The following is a 17,715-nucleotide window of genomic DNA, read 5'->3' as shown; positions in this document are numbered from 1 at the left end:
GTGATTACGTTGGGGGTGTTATTTACTAGATGCATATTTTAGTGGCAGGACTTAATTACAAAACCGCCCCAGTTGAAATCCGTGAGCGGCTTACATTTAAGCAGGATGAACTTCGGGAGGCAGCAAGGACGCTGCATGGAAAAAAGGCCATTCTGGAGAACGTTATTCTGTCGACTTGCAACAGGACGGAAATTTATGCAGTTGTCGACCAGATTCATACTGGCCGTTATTATATGAAGGAATTCCTGGCTGATTGGTTCGGCCTTGAGCAAAAGGAGTTCTCGCCGTTTCTTTTCATTTACGAGGGTGACGGCGCGGTAGAGCATTTGCTCAATGTTTCCTGCGGATTGAATTCGATGATCCTCGGGGAAACGCAGATTCTAGGCCAGGTTCGCTCAAGCTTCTTTCTTTCCCAGGAAGAAGGGACGACTGGAACAGTATTTAATCATCTATTCAAACAGGCGATTACCCTGGCAAAACGCGGCCATGCCGAAACAGAAATCGGCGCCAATGCCGTTTCCGTCAGCTATGCGGCTGTTGAGCTTGCTAAAAAAATCTTCGGATCGCTTGAAGATAAGCATGTACTAATTTTTGGTGCGGGGAAAATGGGTGAGCTTGCCGCCCAGAACCTTCATGGAAACGGAGTCGGCAGCGTTACAGTCATCAACCGGACTTTTGAAAAGGCCGAGCAGCTTGCTGACAGGTTTGGAGGAAAGGCAAAGATGCTCTCCGAACTGCAGTGCTCGCTCATCGAAGCGGATATTGTGATCAGCTCGACGGGTTCCGACCAATTTGTGATTACAAAGGAAACGATGGAGAACGTTGAGAAGCTCCGTAAAGGAAAGCCTTTGTTCATGGTCGATATTGCCGTGCCGCGCGACCTTGACCCGCGGATTTCCGAACTGAAAAACGTTTTCCTTTATGATATCGACGACCTCGAAGGCATAGTCGAAGCGAATCTGCAGGAACGGAAAAAAGCCGCCGCGGTTATCATGATGATGATTGAAAAGGAAATTGTCGATTTTAAACAATGGCTTGGCCTGCTTGGGGTCATTCCGGTCATCTCGGCTCTCCGGGAAAAGGCGAATGAAATCCAGTCAGGAACGATGCAGAGCATTGAACGGAAACTTCCACACCTTTCCGAGCGGGATAAGAAGGTATTGAATAAGCATACAAAGAGCATAATTAATCAGCTGCTGAAAGATCCGATCCTCCAGGCGAAAGAACTGGCTGCACGCCCTGATGCCGAAGAGGCGCTGGACTTGTTTATGACAATCTTTGATATTAAAGAGCTTGTCGAAGAGCAACAACAAACGAAAGCAGCCGATACCAAGAAAGAGTTGGTTCATGCACCGCAGGCTTCCTTTCAGTCATAAGAGGGGTAATGTCTATGTTTGACATCCATATGACGCGATTGCACGAATTGACGGTCATTATTTATGCCTTAAGTGTGCTGTTATATTTCTTTGATTTTATCCACCATAACCGGAAGGCGAACCGTGTTGCCTTCTGGTTACTTGCATTTGTATGGATTTTGCAAACGGCGTTCCTCGTCCTTTATATGGTTAATACCGGACGATTTCCAGTCCTGACGATTATGGAAGGCCTTTATTTTTATGCCTGGATTCTGGTCGGCCTGTCCCTGGGAATCAATCATTTGTTAAAAATGGATTTTATCGTCTTTTTCACGAATATACTTGGATTCATTGTCATGGCCATCCATATTTTCGCGCCGCTCCAGTATGAATCACATGTCATCGGTGAGCAGCTTATTTCCGAACTGCTGCTGATTCATATCACCATGGCGATTTTATCTTACGGGGCGTTTTCGATGTCATTCGTGTTTTCCCTTCTTTATTTGCTTCAGTATGACCTGCTGAAAAGGAAGAAGTGGGGGACGAGGCTTGTGAGGATCGCCGATTTGCCAAGGCTTGAACAGTTTTCCTATCTGCATGTCGTCATTGGTGTGCCGATGCTGCTGTTAAGCCTCATATTAGGAATGCAATGGGCATTTATAAAAGTTCCTGAAATGCCCTGGTACGATATGAAGGTTGTCGGCTCTTTTCTGCTGCTGGCGTTCTACAGCATTTATTTATACTTAAGGATTGTAAAGGGCATGGCGGGAAAATCGCTGGCTCTTTGGAATGTCGCTTCATTTCTGATCGTGTTGATTAATTTCTTTTTATTTGGCAAGTTATCGTCATTTCACTTTTGGTATTCGTAAATTAGGAGGCTTATCATGAGAAAAATTATTGTAGGTTCCAGACGGAGCAAATTGGCTTTGACACAGACGAACTGGGTTATTGAGCAATTGAAAAGCATTGCCGGTCCTTCCTTTGACTTCGAAGTGAAGGAAATTGTAACGAAAGGGGACCGGATCCTTGATGTTACGTTATCAAAAGTAGGCGGTAAAGGCCTTTTTGTTAAAGAAATCGAACAGGCGATGATGGATAAGGAAATCGATATGGCCGTCCACAGTATGAAGGACATGCCTGCTGTTCTGCCTGAAGGGCTTACAATAGGCTGCATCCCGTTCCGTGAGGACCATCGTGACGCACTGATTTCCAGAGACCATGTAAAGCTGGCCGATCTGCCTGCCGGTGCGGTTATTGGAACGAGCAGCCTCCGCCGCAGCTCCCAGCTTTTGCTTAAGCGGCCCGACCTTGAAATTAAATGGATCCGCGGAAATGTCGATACTCGCCTTGAAAAGCTGAATAATGGCGAATATGATGCGATTATCCTTGCCGCCGCGGGCCTTTCACGCCTTGGCTGGGCAAAGGAAGTTGTCACTGAATTCATAGATGCCGACATGTGCATCCCGGCTGTCGGCCAGGGAGCGCTGGCAATAGAATGCCGCGAGGATGACAAGGAACTTCTGGAGCTTTTTGAGAAATTCACTTGCAAAAAAACGGCTGTCGCCGTCAGGGCCGAACGGTCCTTCCTGCAAAAAATGGAAGGCGGCTGCCAAGTGCCGATTGCCGGTTTCGCCACTGCTGAAGAAGGCGGACAGATTACATTAAACGTGCTCGTCGCTTCGCCGGACGGGAAGGAAGTTTATAAAGAAACAGTTAATGGGACCGACCCTGAAAAGCTTGGTATCGAAGCGGCTGACCTGCTTACTGAAAAAGGCGCCAAGCAGCTGATTGACAGGGTGAAAGAGGAGTTGGAGAATGAATGACAACGCCGCTGCCCCTAAGCAATAAAAAAGTGCTAGTACCAAGGGGAGCGGGCCAGGCCAAATCATTTTCCAGGCTCATTGAAAAACATGGAGGGATTCCGGTCGAAATCCCTCTTATTTCCTTTAAACCAGCAGTGCTGGACGGCTCCCTAATGGATGTGCTGGGTAAACTCGAAACATATGACTGGATAATATTTACTAGCAATGTGACGGTTGAGACGTTTCTGTCCTTTTTTCCGGAGGGCAAACCTGCGGTACTCCCGAAAATCGCTGTCATTGGTGAGAGAACAGGCCATTTCCTGCGTGAAAGAGGCTATGAGCCGGAGTTCATCCCTTCCAAATATGTGGCTGAGGTATTTGCTGATGAATTTATCGCACATATTAAAAAAGGAACCAGGGTCCTTATTCCGAAGGGAAATCTGGCCAGGGAACATATAGCGAATCAGTTGAAGGAACATGGCTCTTTTGCTGATGAAGCCATCGTCTATCAAACATATATGCCCGATGAGAGCAAACAGAAGCTGCATGAAATGCTTGAAAATCGGGAGCTTGATATCCTGATGTTCACAAGCCCTTCTACTGTCGATCATTTTATTGAAGCCGCGGGAGAGAATGGGCTGTTAGAGCAGGCGCGCCGCTGCACTGTTGCCTGCATAGGCCCGGTCACTTTAAAAAAACTCCAGTCACTGGGGATTCCAGTCCATGCATGTCCGGAGCAATATACAGTTGAGCACATGGTGGAAAGTACAATTGAATATTTGGAAAGCATCCATAAAAACGATAAACTATAGAAAAAAGAAAACTGGTTTTGCCAGAAAAAGTCCGGAGGTTAACAGAATGGAACTTCAATTTTCACGTCATCGCCGCCTGCGCACAAGCGCAAATATGAGGGCATTAGTCAGGGAAACCCATCTTCATGCGGAGGATTTTATTTATCCTCTATTCATCATTGAAGGGGAGAATATCAAAAATGAGGTTCCGTCCATGCCGGGAGTTTTCCAGATTTCCATGGACCTGCTTGGGCCGGAAATCGATGAAATCGTATCCCTTGGCATTAAGTCAGTCATTCTGTTCGGCGTACCGGCCACAAAAGACGAATGCGGTTCCGGTGCCTACCATGATCACGGTATCGTCCAGGTGGCGACCCGCTTAATAAAAGAACGCCATTCCGAACTGATTGTTGTCGCTGATACTTGCCTTTGCGAGTATACAAGCCATGGCCATTGCGGCGTTGTAGAAGGCAACCGCGTCCTGAACGATCCATCGCTTGAGCTATTGGTCCAGACAGCTGTCAGCCAGGCAAAAGCAGGGGCCGATATTATCGCCCCATCCAATATGATGGACGGATTCGTTGCGGCAATCCGCGCCGGCCTTGACGAAGCAGGCTTTAAAGAAGTGCCTGTCATGAGCTATGCCGTTAAATATTCTTCAGCCTTCTACGGGCCATTCCGTGATGCGGCAGACAGCACGCCTCAATTCGGTGACCGGAAAACATATCAAATGGATCCTGCAAACCGATTGGAAGCAATGCGCGAGGCTGAATCAGATGTCCTTGAAGGCGCCGACTTCCTAATCGTCAAGCCTGGACTTCCATACCTTGATATTGTCCGCGATGTCAAAAACAATTTTAATTTGCCGGTCGTCATTTACAATGTGAGCGGTGAATATGCAATGGTCAAAGGTGCCGCCCAAAACGGCTGGATTGACGAAAAAGCAGTCGTCCTTGAAATGCTGACGGGCATGAAGCGCGCAGGAGCCGATTTGATCATCACCTATTTTGCAAAAGATGCGGCCCGCTGGCTGAAAGAGCAATAATTCTTTCCTCTGTAATGAAAGCGGGAAAGAGCTAAGGACGGAAAAAATATATATAGGCTGAATTTAATAATTACATTATAAATTGAAGAGCTGGGTGATTGGAGCTAAGGCATGTAGACTCCTCGAAAACGCTGCCGCGTTTCCTTCGTGCAAAGCCGATTCGAGGAGGCCATTTGTCCTGCGGGATAGAGCAGCAAGGGGAGACCCCGCAGGAGCTTTGCTCCGAGGAGGCTCCACTGATGCCCCGCGGAAAGCGAAATGCCGAGAGCGGAAATCAACCACCTCGTTCTCGAATGATACCAATCTTTTTTGCTACATATATAAATAAAGGAAGAGGGTAAGCTCATGCGTTCTTATGATAAATCGATCGAGGCGTTCAAAGAAGCGAAAAAGCTCATGCCAGGCGGGGTGAACAGCCCTGTCCGCGCCTTTAAATCAGTGGACATGGACCCGATTTTCATGGCACGGGGCAAAGGTTCGAAAATTTATGATATTGACGGTAATGAATACATTGACTATGTCCTTTCCTGGGGACCGTTAATCCTTGGACATACAAATGACCGAGTGGTGGAAGCCATCAAAAAAGTGGCCGAGCTTGGGACAAGTTATGGTGCGCCGACACTAATGGAAAACGAGCTTGCAAAATTGGTCATCGACCGCGTTCCTTCCATTGAAGTCATCAGGATGGTCTCTTCAGGTACTGAGGCGACCATGAGTGCACTCCGCCTTGCAAGGGGCTTTACCGGAAGGAATAAAATCCTGAAATTCGAAGGCTGCTACCATGGCCATGGCGATTCGCTGCTTATCAAAGCAGGATCAGGTGTGGCAACCCTTGGCCTGCCGGACAGCCCGGGCGTGCCTGAAGGCGTTGCGAAAAACACGATCACTGTCCCTTACAACGATCTCGACAGTGTGCGTTATGCATTCAAAGAATTTGGCGAAGATATTGCCGGAGTCATCGTAGAGCCTGTTGCTGGAAACATGGGAGTCGTTCCTCCGCTTCCAGGCTTCCTTGAGGGACTGCGTGAGGTTACTTCGGAATATGGTGCGCTGTTGATTTTTGATGAAGTTATGACTGGATTCCGCGTTGGCTACAATTGTGCCCAAGGTTATTTCGGAGTAACGCCGGATATTACCTGCCTTGGTAAGGTCATTGGTGGTGGCCTGCCTGTTGGAGCATATGGCGGCCGCGCTGAAATTATGGAGCAAATTGCTCCGAGCGGCCCGATTTATCAGGCAGGGACATTATCAGGCAACCCGCTTGCTATGACCGCTGGGTATGAAACTTTAAGCCAGCTTTCTCCAGAAGATTATAAAGAGTTTGGCCGCAAAGCCGACCTTCTGGAAAAAGGCTTGAAAGAAGCCGCTTTGAAATATGAGATCCCACACCGCATCAATCGCGCCGGCTCGATGATCGGCATCTTCTTCACGAATGAAGTAGTGAAAGACTATGAAAGCGCGAAAACATCCAATCTGGAATTTTTCGGCCAATACTACAGGGAAATGGCTAACCAGGGGGTTTTCCTCCCGCCATCACAGTTCGAGGGATTGTTCCTGTCAACTGCCCATACAGACGAAGATATCGAAAAAACAATCAAAGCTGCGGAAACCGCCTTTTCAAGACTGAAATAAATAGATTGCATGTCGCACAAGCACCTTCCAATTTGAGGAAGGTGCTTTTTTATAATATCAGAATTTATGTGCCCACCCTTTATTGCTCTGGGATTCATTTTTCAGCCTTTCTTTAAGATTTAGAGCGATTGTACTGGTGGGCTTTGGTTTCTTCGGATTCTAAAGGATGGTTTAGCGCCCGAACGGCGGTCGTCGGGTAGTTCCTTCGGGCACTAAAGGCTTATTTAGCGCCCGAATGGCAGTTGTCGGAAGTTCCTTCGGGCACTAAAGGCTTATTTAGTGCCCGAACGGCGGTCGTCGGAAGTTCCTTCGGGCACTAAAGGCTTATTTAGCGCCCGAATGGCTGTTGTCGGAAGTTCCTTCGGGCACTAAAGGCTTATTTAGCGCCCGAATGGCAGTTGTCGGAAGTTCCTTCGGGCACTAAAGGCTTATTTAGCGCCCGAACGGCAGTTGTCGGAAGTTCCTTCGGGCACTAAAGGCTTATTTAGCGCCCGAACGGCGGTCGTAGGAAGTTCCTTCGGGCATTAAAGGCTTATTTAGTGCCCGAACGGCAGTCGTAGGAAGTTCCTTCGGGCACTAAAAGCCCGCCCCGACTTAGAACGCGAACGGCGTTGACCAGCCGGTCCTCCGCGTCGTAAACGCCGACTTAGAACGCGAACGGCGTTGACCAGCCGGTCCTCCGCGTCGTAAACGCCGACTTAGAACGCGAACGGTGTTGTCCAGCCGGTCCTTCGCGTCGTAAACGCCGACTTAGAACGCGAACGGCGTTGACCAGCAGTCCTCCGCGTCGTAAACGCCGACTTAGAACGCGAACGACGTTGACCAGCCGGTCCTCCGCGTCGTAAACGCCGACTTAGAACGCGAACGGCATTGTCCAGCCGGTCCTTCGCGTCGTAAACGCCGACTTAGGAAGTAAACGGCGTTGTCCAGCCGGTCCTTCGCGTCGTAAAGGCTAGTCGACATCCGGCTTTTGATCTCAGGTTCCATCTTGCTGGTCATAGCGGAAATGAGGAACCAAAAAAAATATTTGGAAAACGAAACATGGCACTGTCAGCTTGCTCTTGTTCAGTATTCTTGGGTTGCTGGCCGTCCAATACACTTATTTCGCTACGATTGGCCACTCGATTGTTGCGGCGGCGACCGTCCTTCAATTCTTTGCCCCTGTGTTGATTGCTGGTTATTTGGCGATCCGTTCAACAATGTTGCCAACACGATGGCAGTTCACAGCGGTTTTCCAGGAGTGGATAAGCAATGATGAAATCCCTGTTAATAGCATGGAAAAAGGCCCTTCCCAGAGGAAGAGCCCATTTTTCTATTACTGCTGGAATTGCTTTTCTTTTTTAAATACTGTTTTAGTGATGAACGGAAGGACGTAGCGGTCAAGACCGTATTTACCAGCATTGGCACCTGCGACTAGGATGATGAAGCCCATCAGGATGTCAGTCGGGTTATGGCTCACAGTACCGGCAAGCATGAAGCTGAAGTTCATCACAAGTCCGAAGAACATGGCCGCGCTAGTCAGGCAGCCGAGAATCAGGCCAAGGCCGACAAGGAATTCACCCCAAGGAATCAGGACGTTGAACAGTTCGACATTCGGAATAGCGAAGGCGTTCAGGAAGTTAACATACCAGCCGTAGACGATTCCATCCGGACCCGCTACTGGGTTGGCGGCGGCGCCTTTCAGGAAGCCGGCAGCATCAAATCCTCCAGTGATTTTGTGGTAGCCGGCAGTCAGCCAGGCATACCCGAGATAGATCCGAAGGACGGCGAGAAGAGCGGCAGCGATTTTGTTTTCTCTTAAGAATTTGTTAAACATGGATAATTCCCCTTTTCGTTTTGAATTTAAATACGTTGTTTACACTGTTATCATAATCCGGTTTCCAATATTACGGTAGGGGATTTCCAGTATATTCAATAATTAGACAAAGCTTCTTGGCAAAAGTGTGACAATGGTCACAATTGGAGATTGCTGCATTGGAACCCAATTTTTATCATAAAGCCTTCTTAAAATTCATAAAGTGTAAGTGACACAGTGATTTTAAGAAGGAGATGAAAGGAGGAGTCGCTTTGTCTCAGGGGAACCAATCGTCTTTACGATTTTCTTTAGAGGAATCCTTATGGTTCCGGAAAGGACAGGAAGTCGATGAGTTGATCTCAATTTCATTAAGCCCGGATATTACCATCCAGGAAAACGATCAGTATGTCAGCATCCGGGGCGTGTTGGATTTAAGCGGGGAATACACAACCAATCCGGATGGCAGTAAGGCTGCGGAAGAGGGAACTCCCGGCTTAAGATATGTCCAGTCCATCTCACAGACCGAAGAAGGACTGTGTGAGTTTACCCATCGTTTTCCGGTCGATATTACGATTCCCGTCAATCGAATATCAAGCATTTATGATATTGATGTGATTGTTGATTCATTTGATTATGCTTTCTCGGAAAGAAGCTGCATGAGGCTCACCGCGGATTTGATTATTAGCGGCCTTTATGACGGCAATACGGCCGGCGAGTTCGCAGTTGAAGATCATGAAGCGGAACCTGAAGAAATCTTTTTGCAAGACCGGAACGAAGAATACTTCCTTGAAGACAGAAACGAAGAACTGTACGCCGTGGGAGATGCGGACAATGTTGCTGGGGAAGATGAATCAGTGCAGGCCGAAGAAGAATATGAAGAAGAGTTAATCTTCGAGGCGGAAGCAAGGCGGATTCCAGAGGAAGAGCCAGTAGACAATCCGGCTTCTTTTTCAACTTTCCCGTTTAACTCATATTGGAATCAGCTGCATGGAGTTTTGCCTACGGTATCACCAAGAAGCGAAACTACACCACAGGAGCTGACTGAAGCAGTGGCTTTCGAACCTGCTCCAGCCCACCAGCAGGCACCGGTCCAGGTGGAACAGACAATCGAGGTTGAGGTAAACGAGGCACCAGCGGTTGTAGTACAGAAAGAAGAATCATCTTCTCTCGTCCAGGAAGAGTCCTCCTCATCGCCTGAGTTGGCAAAAAAGAAAAAGTCGAAGAAAAAGAGTATGTCCCTTACTGAGTTCTTTGCGAGAAAAGACGAAAGCGAGGAACAGGCAAGGCTAAAGGTATGCATTGTCCAAAAAGGCGACACGCTTGATCGCATTTCCGATAGATATGATGTCCCTATACAGAATCTACTTCGTTATAATCAGCTCGAAATGAGCCAGGATGTATATGAGGGCCAAGTGCTCTATATTCCTGCAGCCTATGCAAAGAAATAGAAGTTGTCATACAGTTGAGCGGGCCCTGACTCGCTCACTGTTTGTTTTGACATGAAAAACTCAGATGAAGAGAGCTGGATTTCCATGAATGAACCGAACCACCTGAAGGAATTCGCCCAGATTCTTCAGCCCTATGCAATCCAACCTTACTACGTCGAGGATTATGGCAAAATAAAGAAAGTATTCAGCAATAAAGGTACGTTTGCGTTAAAATCGATTGATGCCCATACAGGCATCGATTTTATACGCCATGTCCATTATTTGTACCAGCGCGGCTATAACCGGATTGTCCCCATTTATCCCGCGCTTGACGGCCGGTATGCAATTCTTGACGGCCAGAACCTTTATTATCTGATGCCCTGGCTTGGGAATGAGCCGATTGCCGGGATTACCGACAGAAACAAGCAAATGGTCCGGGAATTGGCACGGCTGCACACATTGACTGCGAAAGAAGTGAAAGTCGAGAAGGATGACCGGCAGGACCATTTTGACAAGATGAGCCTGCAATATGAAAAAAATCAGGAATTCATCGACGGCTTTATTGAAAGTTGTGAAAAGAAGACATATATGTCGCCGTTCGAGTTGCAATTTTGCCTGTATTACAGTGAAATCTCCCAGGCGCTCAAGTTCTCGAAAGAACGTTTGGAGACCTGGCTTGAAAAAAGCAAGGATCTTGAAAAAGCCAGGATGGTCGTCATTCATGGAAAAATGTCACCTGAACACTTTGTGTACAATGAAACCGGCCAAGGTTATTTCATCAATTTTGAACAGGCGGGGTATGGCTCACCGACCCACGACCTCCTTCCATTTTTAGCTAGGATGCTGGATACCCGGCCAAAGAGGAATGAGGAAGCTGTTGACTGGGTGACGCACTATTTTCAATACTTCCCGTTCAAGCCGGACGAGAAGCAGCTTTTTTACAGCTATCTATCTCATCCTTTACAAATTATCCGGATTGCGGAAGGCTATTTTGCCAAAAAAGGCGTTAAACATGAATACAAATTATCAAGGAAACTTCTAAAGGAATATTGGCGGCTGAAAAATACGGAATACGTAGTCATGCGCCTGACGGAAATTGACAGGCAACAGGAAGCTGCAAAAGAAGGAGCCCAGTGACTATCCGCACGGGCTCCTTAAATAAGTTCAAGATATATGGAAATCGCAATGATAATAAGTGCCAAGAGTAATAATACATCAAAGACCGTCGGGAAAAAGATGGTACGAATACCTTGGAAAATACAGAACGGGATGCAGAACTGCGCGGCCACTCCTCGAATTGTCCTCAGCCAATGAGGATACGAATAAATATTGAACCTCCTCTTCAAACAACATCCCCCCTTTTGCATGTTACAATACTATATGCGTGAACAGCGCTATAGGTGAACGCCTATTTTTTAAAAATAGCGTTTAAAAATAAAAAATTCGTCCATCCTGATTGACGTAGAGACGTAATTTTCGATAGTATATAATATAATAATGAATCAATAGCAAAATGCACAGACAGGGAAGAGTACAATGCCAACCTGCTTTACAGAGAGGGAAATTTGCCAGCTGAAAGATTTCCCATGCAGCCCATTGGAACGTCACCCTCGAGCATCTTCCGCCAAAGGCGCGTGCCCGGTAGTGGAAGACGGATCAAATCCGTTATCCGATTTAAGAGCCGGCATTTTTTCGCCGGAAAAAAGGTGGTACCGCGAGCGCACTCCATTCGTCCTTTTATTAGGATGAATGGAGTTTTTTTTATGAAAAGCGGAGGCGCCTGGTCAACCCCGTCAAGCGCTGGAGGGCCAGAAGGGGAAGTCGTTCTTTGACTTCCCCTTCGGGACCGAAGCGACCTCGAGGGGCTAGGCGCCGCAGCCGGACAAGGAAAAGCATGTTGACTTATCGTAGCGAGGGGACCGAAGTACACTAGGCGTTGCTCGCCGGAGCTAGACAATGGAAAAGCGAAGGTTACACAATGTGGAAACCAGAATCAAGGAGGAATCACAATGGATCAAAATGAAATCAGCATGCCAACGAAATACGACCCGCAGTCGATTGAGCAGGGGCGTTATGACTGGTGGGTGAGCGGGAAGTTTTTTGAAGCGAAGGATGACGAAACGAAGAAGCCTTATACGGTTGTCATTCCGCCGCCGAACGTTACCGGAAAGCTCCACCTTGGCCATGCCTGGGATACAACGCTCCAAGACATCATTACTAGAATGAAGAGGATGCAGGGGTATGATGTACTCTGGCTGCCAGGGATGGACCATGCCGGCATCGCGACCCAGGCGAAGGTCGAAGAGAAGCTTCGCCATGAAGGAAAGACCCGCTATGACCTTGGCCGTGAAAAATTTGTTGAGGAAACATGGCGCTGGAAGGAAGAATATGCCGGCCATATCCGTAATCAGTGGGCGAAGGTTGGCCTCGGCCTCGATTACAGCCGGGAGCGGTTTACGCTTGATGAAGGGCTTTCCGATGCAGTAAAAGAAGTATTTGTGACTCTTTATAAAAAAGGCCTTATCTACCGAGGCGAATACATTATCAACTGGGATCCGGCCACGAAGACGGCGCTTTCCGACATTGAGGTTATCCATAAAGATGTCCAGGGCGCATTTTATCATATGAAATATCCGCTTGCCGATGGCTCTGGATATATTGAGATTGCGACAACCCGCCCGGAAACCATGCTCGGTGATACAGGGGTCGCCGTCCACCCGGAAGATGACCGCTATAAGCATCTGATTGGAAAGAAGGTTATTTTGCCGATTGTCGGCCGCGAGATTCCGATTGTCGGTGATGACTATGTTGATATGGAGTTCGGTTCGGGAGCCGTAAAAATCACGCCGGCCCATGACCCAAATGACTTTGAAATTGGCAACAGGCATAACCTTGAGCGGATCCTCGTCATGAATGAGGACGGATCGATGAACGAGCGTGCTGGCAAATACAGCGGCATGGACCGGTTCGAGTGCCGCAAGCAGATCGTTAAAGACCTTCAAGAGCAGGGCGTTCTTTTCAAAATTGAAGACCATCTCCACTCGGTCGGCCATTCCGAACGAAGCGGGGCAGTTGTCGAACCATATTTGTCTACGCAATGGTTTGTTAAAATGCAGCCGCTTGCCGATGAAGCAATCGCTCTTCAGCAGAAAGATAATAAAGTAAACTTCGTACCAGACCGTTTCGAAACAAACTATCTGCGCTGGATGGAAAACACCCGCGACTGGTGCATTTCCAGGCAGCTTTGGTGGGGTCACAGGATTCCCGCCTGGTACCATAAGCAGACAGGTGAAATTCATGTAGATGTAAAGCCGCCTGCTGATGAAGAAAACTGGACGCAGGACAAAGACGTCCTTGATACATGGTTCAGCTCGGCTCTTTGGCCGTTTTCAACAATGGGCTGGCCGGACACGGAAGCAGCCGACTTCAAGCGATACTTCCCGACGGATGTTCTCGTAACTGGCTACGACATTATCGGCTTCTGGGTATCCCGGATGATTTTCCAAAGCCTTGAGTTTACAGGGGAGCGCCCGTTCAAGGATGTCCTCATCCATGGGCTTGTCAGGGATGCAGAAGGCCGCAAAATGAGCAAGTCGCTCGGTAACGGAGTCGATCCGATGGATGTCATTGCAAACTATGGAGCCGACTCATTAAGATACTTCCTGTCAACAGGAAGCTCACCGGGCCAGGATCTTCGCTATAGCACCGAGAAGGTCGAGGCGACATGGAACTTTGCGAACAAAATCTGGAACGCTTCCAGATTCGCCTTGATGAACATGAATGGCCTGAAAGTAGAAGAAATCGATTTGAGCGGCGAGAAATCAACAGCAGACAAGTGGATTTTGACAAGGCTCAATGAGACGATTGAGACCGTTACCCGACTGTCTGATCGCTATGAATTCGGCGAAGTCGGCCGCGCACTATACAATTTCATCTGGGATGACCTATGTGACTGGTATATTGAAATGGCGAAGCTTCCGCTCTACGGAGAAGATGAAGCCGCAAAAAGGACAACAAGGTCAATCCTTGCTTATGTCCTCGATAACACAATGAGATTAATGCATCCATTCATGCCATTCATTACGGAAGAGATTTGGCAGCACCTGCCTCACGAGGGCGAGTCGATCACTATTTCCGAGTGGCCAAAAGCGGATGCTTCGCTAAGTGATGAAGCGGCGGCTTCGGAAATGAAGCTGCTCGTTGAAATGATCCGTTCAGTCCGCAACATCCGGGCTGAAGTAAACACGCCGCTAAGCAAAAAGATTAAAATGCTTGTTAAGGCGAAAGACGAAACTTATCTTGGGATGATTGAAAAGAACCAGGCGTATATTGAACGGTTCTGCAATCCAGAAGAACTGTTGATGGGCACGGCGATTGAAATGCCTGAGAAAGCCATTACAGCTGTCCTGACTGGGGTGGAAATTATTCTGCCGCTCGAAGGCCTTATTAATATTGAGGAAGAAATCGCCCGACTCGAAAAGGAGAAGGGCCGTCTCGATAAAGAAGTAGAGCGGGTACAGAAGAAGCTAGGCAATGAGGGCTTTGTCAAAAAAGCTCCGGCGCATGTCATTGAGGAAGAACGTGCTAAAGAACGCGATTATTCCGAAAAGAGGGCAATCGTCGAAGCAAGGATTAAAGAGTTAAGAGGATAAAGAAAGATATTCTGCGGTGGAAGGCGGGCTCGTTTCGGGTTCGTCTTCCTCCTGTTCTATTGGAGGCTTACCATGTTTCAGACTTACGAAGAAGCGCTTAATTGGATACACGGCAGGCTTAGGCTTGGGATAAAGCCAGGCCTGAAGAGGATGGAGTGGATGATGGGCCGGCTTGGCCATCCTGAGAAAAAATTGCACGCTGTCCATATTGGCGGTACGAACGGAAAAGGATCGACCGTCACGTTTTTAAGGTCAATCCTTGAGGCGGCCGGATATTCCGTCGGGACATTCACTTCTCCTTATATTGAACATTTTAATGAGCGAATCAGTGTTAACGGCCAGCCAGTGTCAGACCGGGAAATAATAGAGCTTGCAAACAAAATCAAGCCGCTGTCGGATGAACTGGACCAGACCGAACTGGGCGGTCCGACCGAGTTTGAGGTCATTACAGCTATGTCGTTTGTTTATTTTGCAGAAATCCATCCTGTGGATTTTGCTGTTTATGAAGTCGGGCTTGGAGGAAGGTTCGACTCAACGAATATTCTTAACCCGCTAATTTCGATTATTACGAATGTTGGACTGGACCATATCTCGATCCTTGGCGACACCTATGCGGAAATTGCTTTTGAAAAAGCCGGAATTATTAAGGAAGGAATTCCTGTCCTGACCGGCACGCAAAACCGCGAAGCACACACCGTCATTGAAGAGCAGGCAGCAGTGAAGAATTCGCCACTTTCTACATTAGGGAGTGAGATTCGAATCAGCAGCCATTCAAAAACAGCAAAAGGAGAAAAATTCACAGTAGCTTCCCCATTCGGCGAATGGGCAGGACTTGAAGTTTCGATGATTGGCGGCCACCAAACCATGAATGCAGCTCTTGCTGCCTCGGCCGCAGGTTACTTAATCAAGACTGGAATCATTAAAGCCGGGGAAGAAGAAATCAGGAAAGGCCTAAAGGATGCGTTCTGGCCTGGAAGGCTTGAAATCGTTTCGGAGAATCCGCTTGTCATTCTCGATGGAGCGCATAACACTGAAGGAGTCGCTTCACTCGTTCAAGAACTTCAAACCCGATTCACCGATAAGAATATCCATATCGTTTTTGCTGCTCTGAAGGACAAGCCGCTAGACAGCATGATTTCCTCACTTGAAGCCGTGGCTGACCGGATGACGTTCGTCTCGTTTGATTTTCCACGCGCCGCTACTGCTGGGGAGCTTGCCGCTTTAAGCAAAAGTGATAAAAGTGAAGCGGCAGATGACTGGATACAATTCCTTGATGAGGCCATAAAGTCTGTTCCTCCAGGCTGGATGATGGTAATTACCGGCTCCCTTTATTTCATCTCGGAAGCAAGGAGCCGTGTGTTGGAAAATATTTCAGAAAATTAGTTCGAATGTGTGACAAGAGGCTGAATCTTTGTTAGAATAAATTTAAAAATTGCGACTATTGTCCCAGAGGAGGGGTGGCCTTGAATGTAACGCCGGGTACCAAAAAAATAATCTTTTTTATTTGGCTTCTGCTAGTCCCTCCTGGCCTTGTGCTTACATACATGTTCGCGCCTCCTCCGGCTGAACTGAATATATTGGATTTTCTCGTTTTCCTTCTTCTAGCTTCAATTGTTGCGGCCATGCCAATGATTATTAACGGGACGCCAATCTTCCTGATTCAATGGGTGTCCATCGCTGTATTCCTCCGTTATGGATTGTTCATTGAAATGATTACTGTGCAGATTGCTGTGCTGGTTCTCCTTACGAAACTCCGTCTTCCCAAAGAAGGGATGTTCCGGCTTCCTTTGAATTCCTTGATGTTTTTCGCTGTATCGCTTGTAAGCGGGGTTGTTTATTTCCGCATTGGCGGAACGATCCTCCCAGACATGGGTGCGGGCCCTGAGGCATTCCTGCTCGGCACAGCCTATGCAGTCTTTTATTACGTTCTGAACCAGCTGAGTGTCATGCTGAACCAGCGGTTTATTTATAAAAGTACAGAAACTTATTTCGGAAAGGATTTCATATGGGAATCCTTAACGACAGTCATCACCTTCCCGCTGGCATTTGTTCTGTACATGCTGCATTTGGAACTCGGCTCCCTCGCAGTTTTGCTGATCGGCGCCCCATTTGTCAGTGTCTCGCTCATTGTCAAAATGTTTTCTTCAAGCCAACAGATTAATGAAAATCTCCATAAAGCGGCTGAAATAGGCCACCAGCTTGCCGAGCGGATTAAGGTGGACGAAGTGGCGGAACTGTTTTTGCAAAAGCTTTCCGATATGCTGCCGGTCGACTATGCATATGTCATTGAAATTGAGGATAATGATGAAACGGTCATGGCGAGGCGGATTGAAAATGGCGTCGTCCTGCCGAATAGCAAGATACCGGTTAAGAAATATCAGGGAATAAGCGGAACCGTATGGGGAACCGGCAAACCGGTTTTGTTCGGGACTCGGAAAGAGTGGCGCCATATTGTTGGCGGCAATCTTCCTGATGAAGCAGAAAGCGTCCTGGGCATTCCGATGATGAAAAGCGGCCGCCATGTCGGGGTTGTCGTCCTTGCCTCAAAAAAGAAACGGGCTTTTGAAAAGTCGCAGCTTATGATCGTTGATATTCTTTGCTCCCACTATGCCATCGCCATTGAAAATGCAAGGCATTATGAACAGGCAAAAGAAGAAAGCGAGCGCTGTTCCCTGACCAAGCTTCATAACTATCGGTATTTTGAAAAGATGCTGACGAGGGAATTCAGCCTGCTCGAGAAACAAGGGCGTGAACGTCTTGCGCTGATCATTCTCGATATTGATCATTTCAAAGCCGTGAACGACACATATGGCCATCAAAGCGGAAATGAAGTCCTAAGGGAGCTATCGGCGCGGATCAGGAATATTGTCGGGGATACCGGCACGGTCGCCCGCTATGGAGGAGAGGAATTTGTCATCCTTCTGCCTGAGGCAACTAGCAGGGAAGCTTATAATATGGCGGAATTGATCAGGCAATCGATTGCCAACTGGCCATTCCTCCTATCGGAACATATGGATGGCAACTCGCCGCAGCTTTCGATTAAAATCACTGCATCCTTCGGCATCGCAGTCGCGCCTGAGGATGCGGAAGACGCACTGGCTCTAATCCGCCATGCCGACAGGGCCCTTTATGTCGGGGCAAAGCGGGCTGGAAGGAACCGGGTTGCAGCGTATGTGAAATAACAATAGAAAATGGCATTTTAAAAAGCCGGTTCTC

13 protein-coding genes and 1 other annotated feature are annotated in these 17,715 nt (G+C 47.9%); of the genes, 11 read left to right on the top strand and 2 right to left on the bottom strand.

What is annotated here, in order from left to right; genetic code table 11:
* The first annotated feature begins 29 nt into the window (after nt 1–29).
* The 6 genes from hemA to hemL all read left to right on the top strand — a co-directional run bounded on the left by hemA (nt 30) and on the right by hemL (nt 6,625).
* Nucleotides 30–1,376, top strand: coding sequence for a glutamyl-tRNA reductase (gene hemA, locus BN1002_RS14020; protein WP_048825809.1), 1,347 nt, complete (start codon nt 30–32; stop codon nt 1,374–1,376).
* A 14-nt stretch (nt 1,377–1,390) separates the two neighbouring features.
* Nucleotides 1,391–2,224, top strand: coding sequence for a cytochrome c biogenesis protein (locus tag BN1002_RS14015; protein WP_048825808.1), 834 nt, complete (start codon nt 1,391–1,393; stop codon nt 2,222–2,224).
* A 15-nt stretch (nt 2,225–2,239) separates the two neighbouring features.
* On the top strand, nt 2,240–3,178 hold the full coding sequence (gene hemC / locus BN1002_RS14010; protein WP_048825806.1) for a hydroxymethylbilane synthase: 939 nt from the start codon (nt 2,240–2,242) through the stop codon (nt 3,176–3,178).
* Nucleotides 3,175–3,969 (top strand): uroporphyrinogen-III synthase, encoded by a 795-nt coding sequence (locus tag BN1002_RS14005; protein ID WP_048825805.1) that lies wholly within the window; start codon nt 3,175–3,177, stop codon nt 3,967–3,969. Before hemC ends, BN1002_RS14005 begins: the two co-directional genes overlap by 4 nt.
* Nucleotides 3,970–4,015: 46 nt before the next feature.
* Complete coding sequence (gene hemB / locus BN1002_RS14000) at nt 4,016–4,993, top strand: porphobilinogen synthase (protein ID WP_048827960.1); 978 nt, start codon at nt 4,016–4,018, stop codon at nt 4,991–4,993.
* A 345-nt stretch (nt 4,994–5,338) separates the two neighbouring features.
* Complete coding sequence (hemL, locus tag BN1002_RS13995; protein ID WP_048825803.1) at nt 5,339–6,625, top strand: glutamate-1-semialdehyde 2,1-aminomutase; 1,287 nt, start codon at nt 5,339–5,341, stop codon at nt 6,623–6,625.
* A 1,315-nt stretch (nt 6,626–7,940) separates the two neighbouring features.
* Here the strand turns inward: hemL and BN1002_RS13990 are convergent.
* Nucleotides 7,941–8,441 (bottom strand): DoxX family protein, encoded by a 501-nt coding sequence (locus BN1002_RS13990; RefSeq protein WP_048825802.1) that lies wholly within the window; start codon nt 8,439–8,441, stop codon nt 7,941–7,943.
* 251 nt (nt 8,442–8,692) lie between these two features.
* On the opposite strand from BN1002_RS13990, the gene spoVID reads away from it, so the two are divergent.
* Both spoVID and ysxE read left to right on the top strand, forming a co-directional pair.
* On the top strand, nt 8,693–9,868 hold the full coding sequence (gene spoVID, locus BN1002_RS13985) for a stage VI sporulation protein D (RefSeq protein WP_048825800.1): 1,176 nt from the start codon (nt 8,693–8,695) through the stop codon (nt 9,866–9,868).
* A gap of 84 nt (nt 9,869–9,952) precedes the next feature.
* A complete protein-coding gene (gene ysxE / locus BN1002_RS13980; protein WP_048827959.1) occupies nt 9,953–10,984 on the top strand; it encodes a spore coat protein YsxE in 1,032 nt (343 codons plus the stop codon).
* Nucleotides 10,985–11,001: 17 nt separating this feature from the next.
* Here ysxE and BN1002_RS24265 read toward each other — a convergent pair whose 3' ends face one another.
* The gene (locus BN1002_RS24265) at nt 11,002–11,193 is read right to left on the bottom strand and encodes a hypothetical protein (protein WP_048825798.1); all 192 of its coding nucleotides are present in this window, start codon (nt 11,191–11,193) and stop codon (nt 11,002–11,004) included.
* A gap of 163 nt (nt 11,194–11,356) precedes the next feature.
* Nucleotides 11,357–11,587, top strand: a binding site (T-box leader).
* A 269-nt stretch (nt 11,588–11,856) separates the two neighbouring features.
* On the opposite strand from BN1002_RS24265, the gene BN1002_RS13970 reads away from it, so the two are divergent.
* From BN1002_RS13970 to BN1002_RS13960, 3 genes are all read left to right on the top strand, one after another.
* Nucleotides 11,857–14,499: a valine--tRNA ligase gene (locus BN1002_RS13970; protein ID WP_048825796.1), complete on the top strand. Its 2,643-nt coding sequence runs from the start codon at nt 11,857–11,859 to the stop codon at nt 14,497–14,499.
* A 72-nt stretch (nt 14,500–14,571) separates the two neighbouring features.
* Nucleotides 14,572–15,882 (top strand): bifunctional folylpolyglutamate synthase/dihydrofolate synthase, encoded by a 1,311-nt coding sequence (locus BN1002_RS13965; RefSeq protein WP_048825795.1) that lies wholly within the window; start codon nt 14,572–14,574, stop codon nt 15,880–15,882.
* 74 nt (nt 15,883–15,956) lie between these two features.
* Nucleotides 15,957–17,681, top strand: a complete 1,725-nt coding sequence (locus tag BN1002_RS13960) for a sensor domain-containing diguanylate cyclase (RefSeq protein ID WP_442853396.1) — start codon at nt 15,957–15,959, stop codon at nt 17,679–17,681.
* Nucleotides 17,682–17,715: the final 34 nt, after the last annotated feature.

The sequence above is a fragment of the Bacillus sp. B-jedd genome (assembly GCF_000821085.1).
GTDB lineage: Bacteria > Bacillota > Bacilli > Bacillales > Cytobacillaceae > Bacillus_D.
This window is presented reverse-complemented; position numbering and strand designations above follow the sequence as displayed.

Bases quoted from the DNA above. Each gene is read 5' to 3' on its own strand.
- BN1002_RS14015 (WP_048825808.1), top strand. From the start codon at position 1,391: ATGTTTGACATCCATATGACGCGATTGCACGAATTGACGGTCATTATT.
- hemL (WP_048825803.1), top strand. From the start codon at position 5,339: ATGCGTTCTTATGATAAATCGATCGAGGCGTTCAAAGAAGCGAAAAAG.
- BN1002_RS13965 (WP_048825795.1), top strand. From the start codon at position 14,572: ATGTTTCAGACTTACGAAGAAGCGCTTAATTGGATACACGGCAGGCTT.
- hemB (WP_048827960.1), top strand. From the start codon at position 4,016: ATGGAACTTCAATTTTCACGTCATCGCCGCCTGCGCACAAGCGCAAAT.
- hemC (WP_048825806.1), top strand. From the start codon at position 2,240: ATGAGAAAAATTATTGTAGGTTCCAGACGGAGCAAATTGGCTTTGACA.
- hemA (WP_048825809.1), top strand. From the start codon at position 30: ATGCATATTTTAGTGGCAGGACTTAATTACAAAACCGCCCCAGTTGAA.
- BN1002_RS13970 (WP_048825796.1), top strand. From the start codon at position 11,857: ATGGATCAAAATGAAATCAGCATGCCAACGAAATACGACCCGCAGTCG.
- BN1002_RS13990 (WP_048825802.1), bottom strand. From the start codon at position 8,441: ATGTTTAACAAATTCTTAAGAGAAAACAAAATCGCTGCCGCTCTTCTC.
- BN1002_RS14005 (WP_048825805.1), top strand. From the start codon at position 3,175: ATGACAACGCCGCTGCCCCTAAGCAATAAAAAAGTGCTAGTACCAAGG.
- ysxE (WP_048827959.1), top strand. From the start codon at position 9,953: ATGAATGAACCGAACCACCTGAAGGAATTCGCCCAGATTCTTCAGCCC.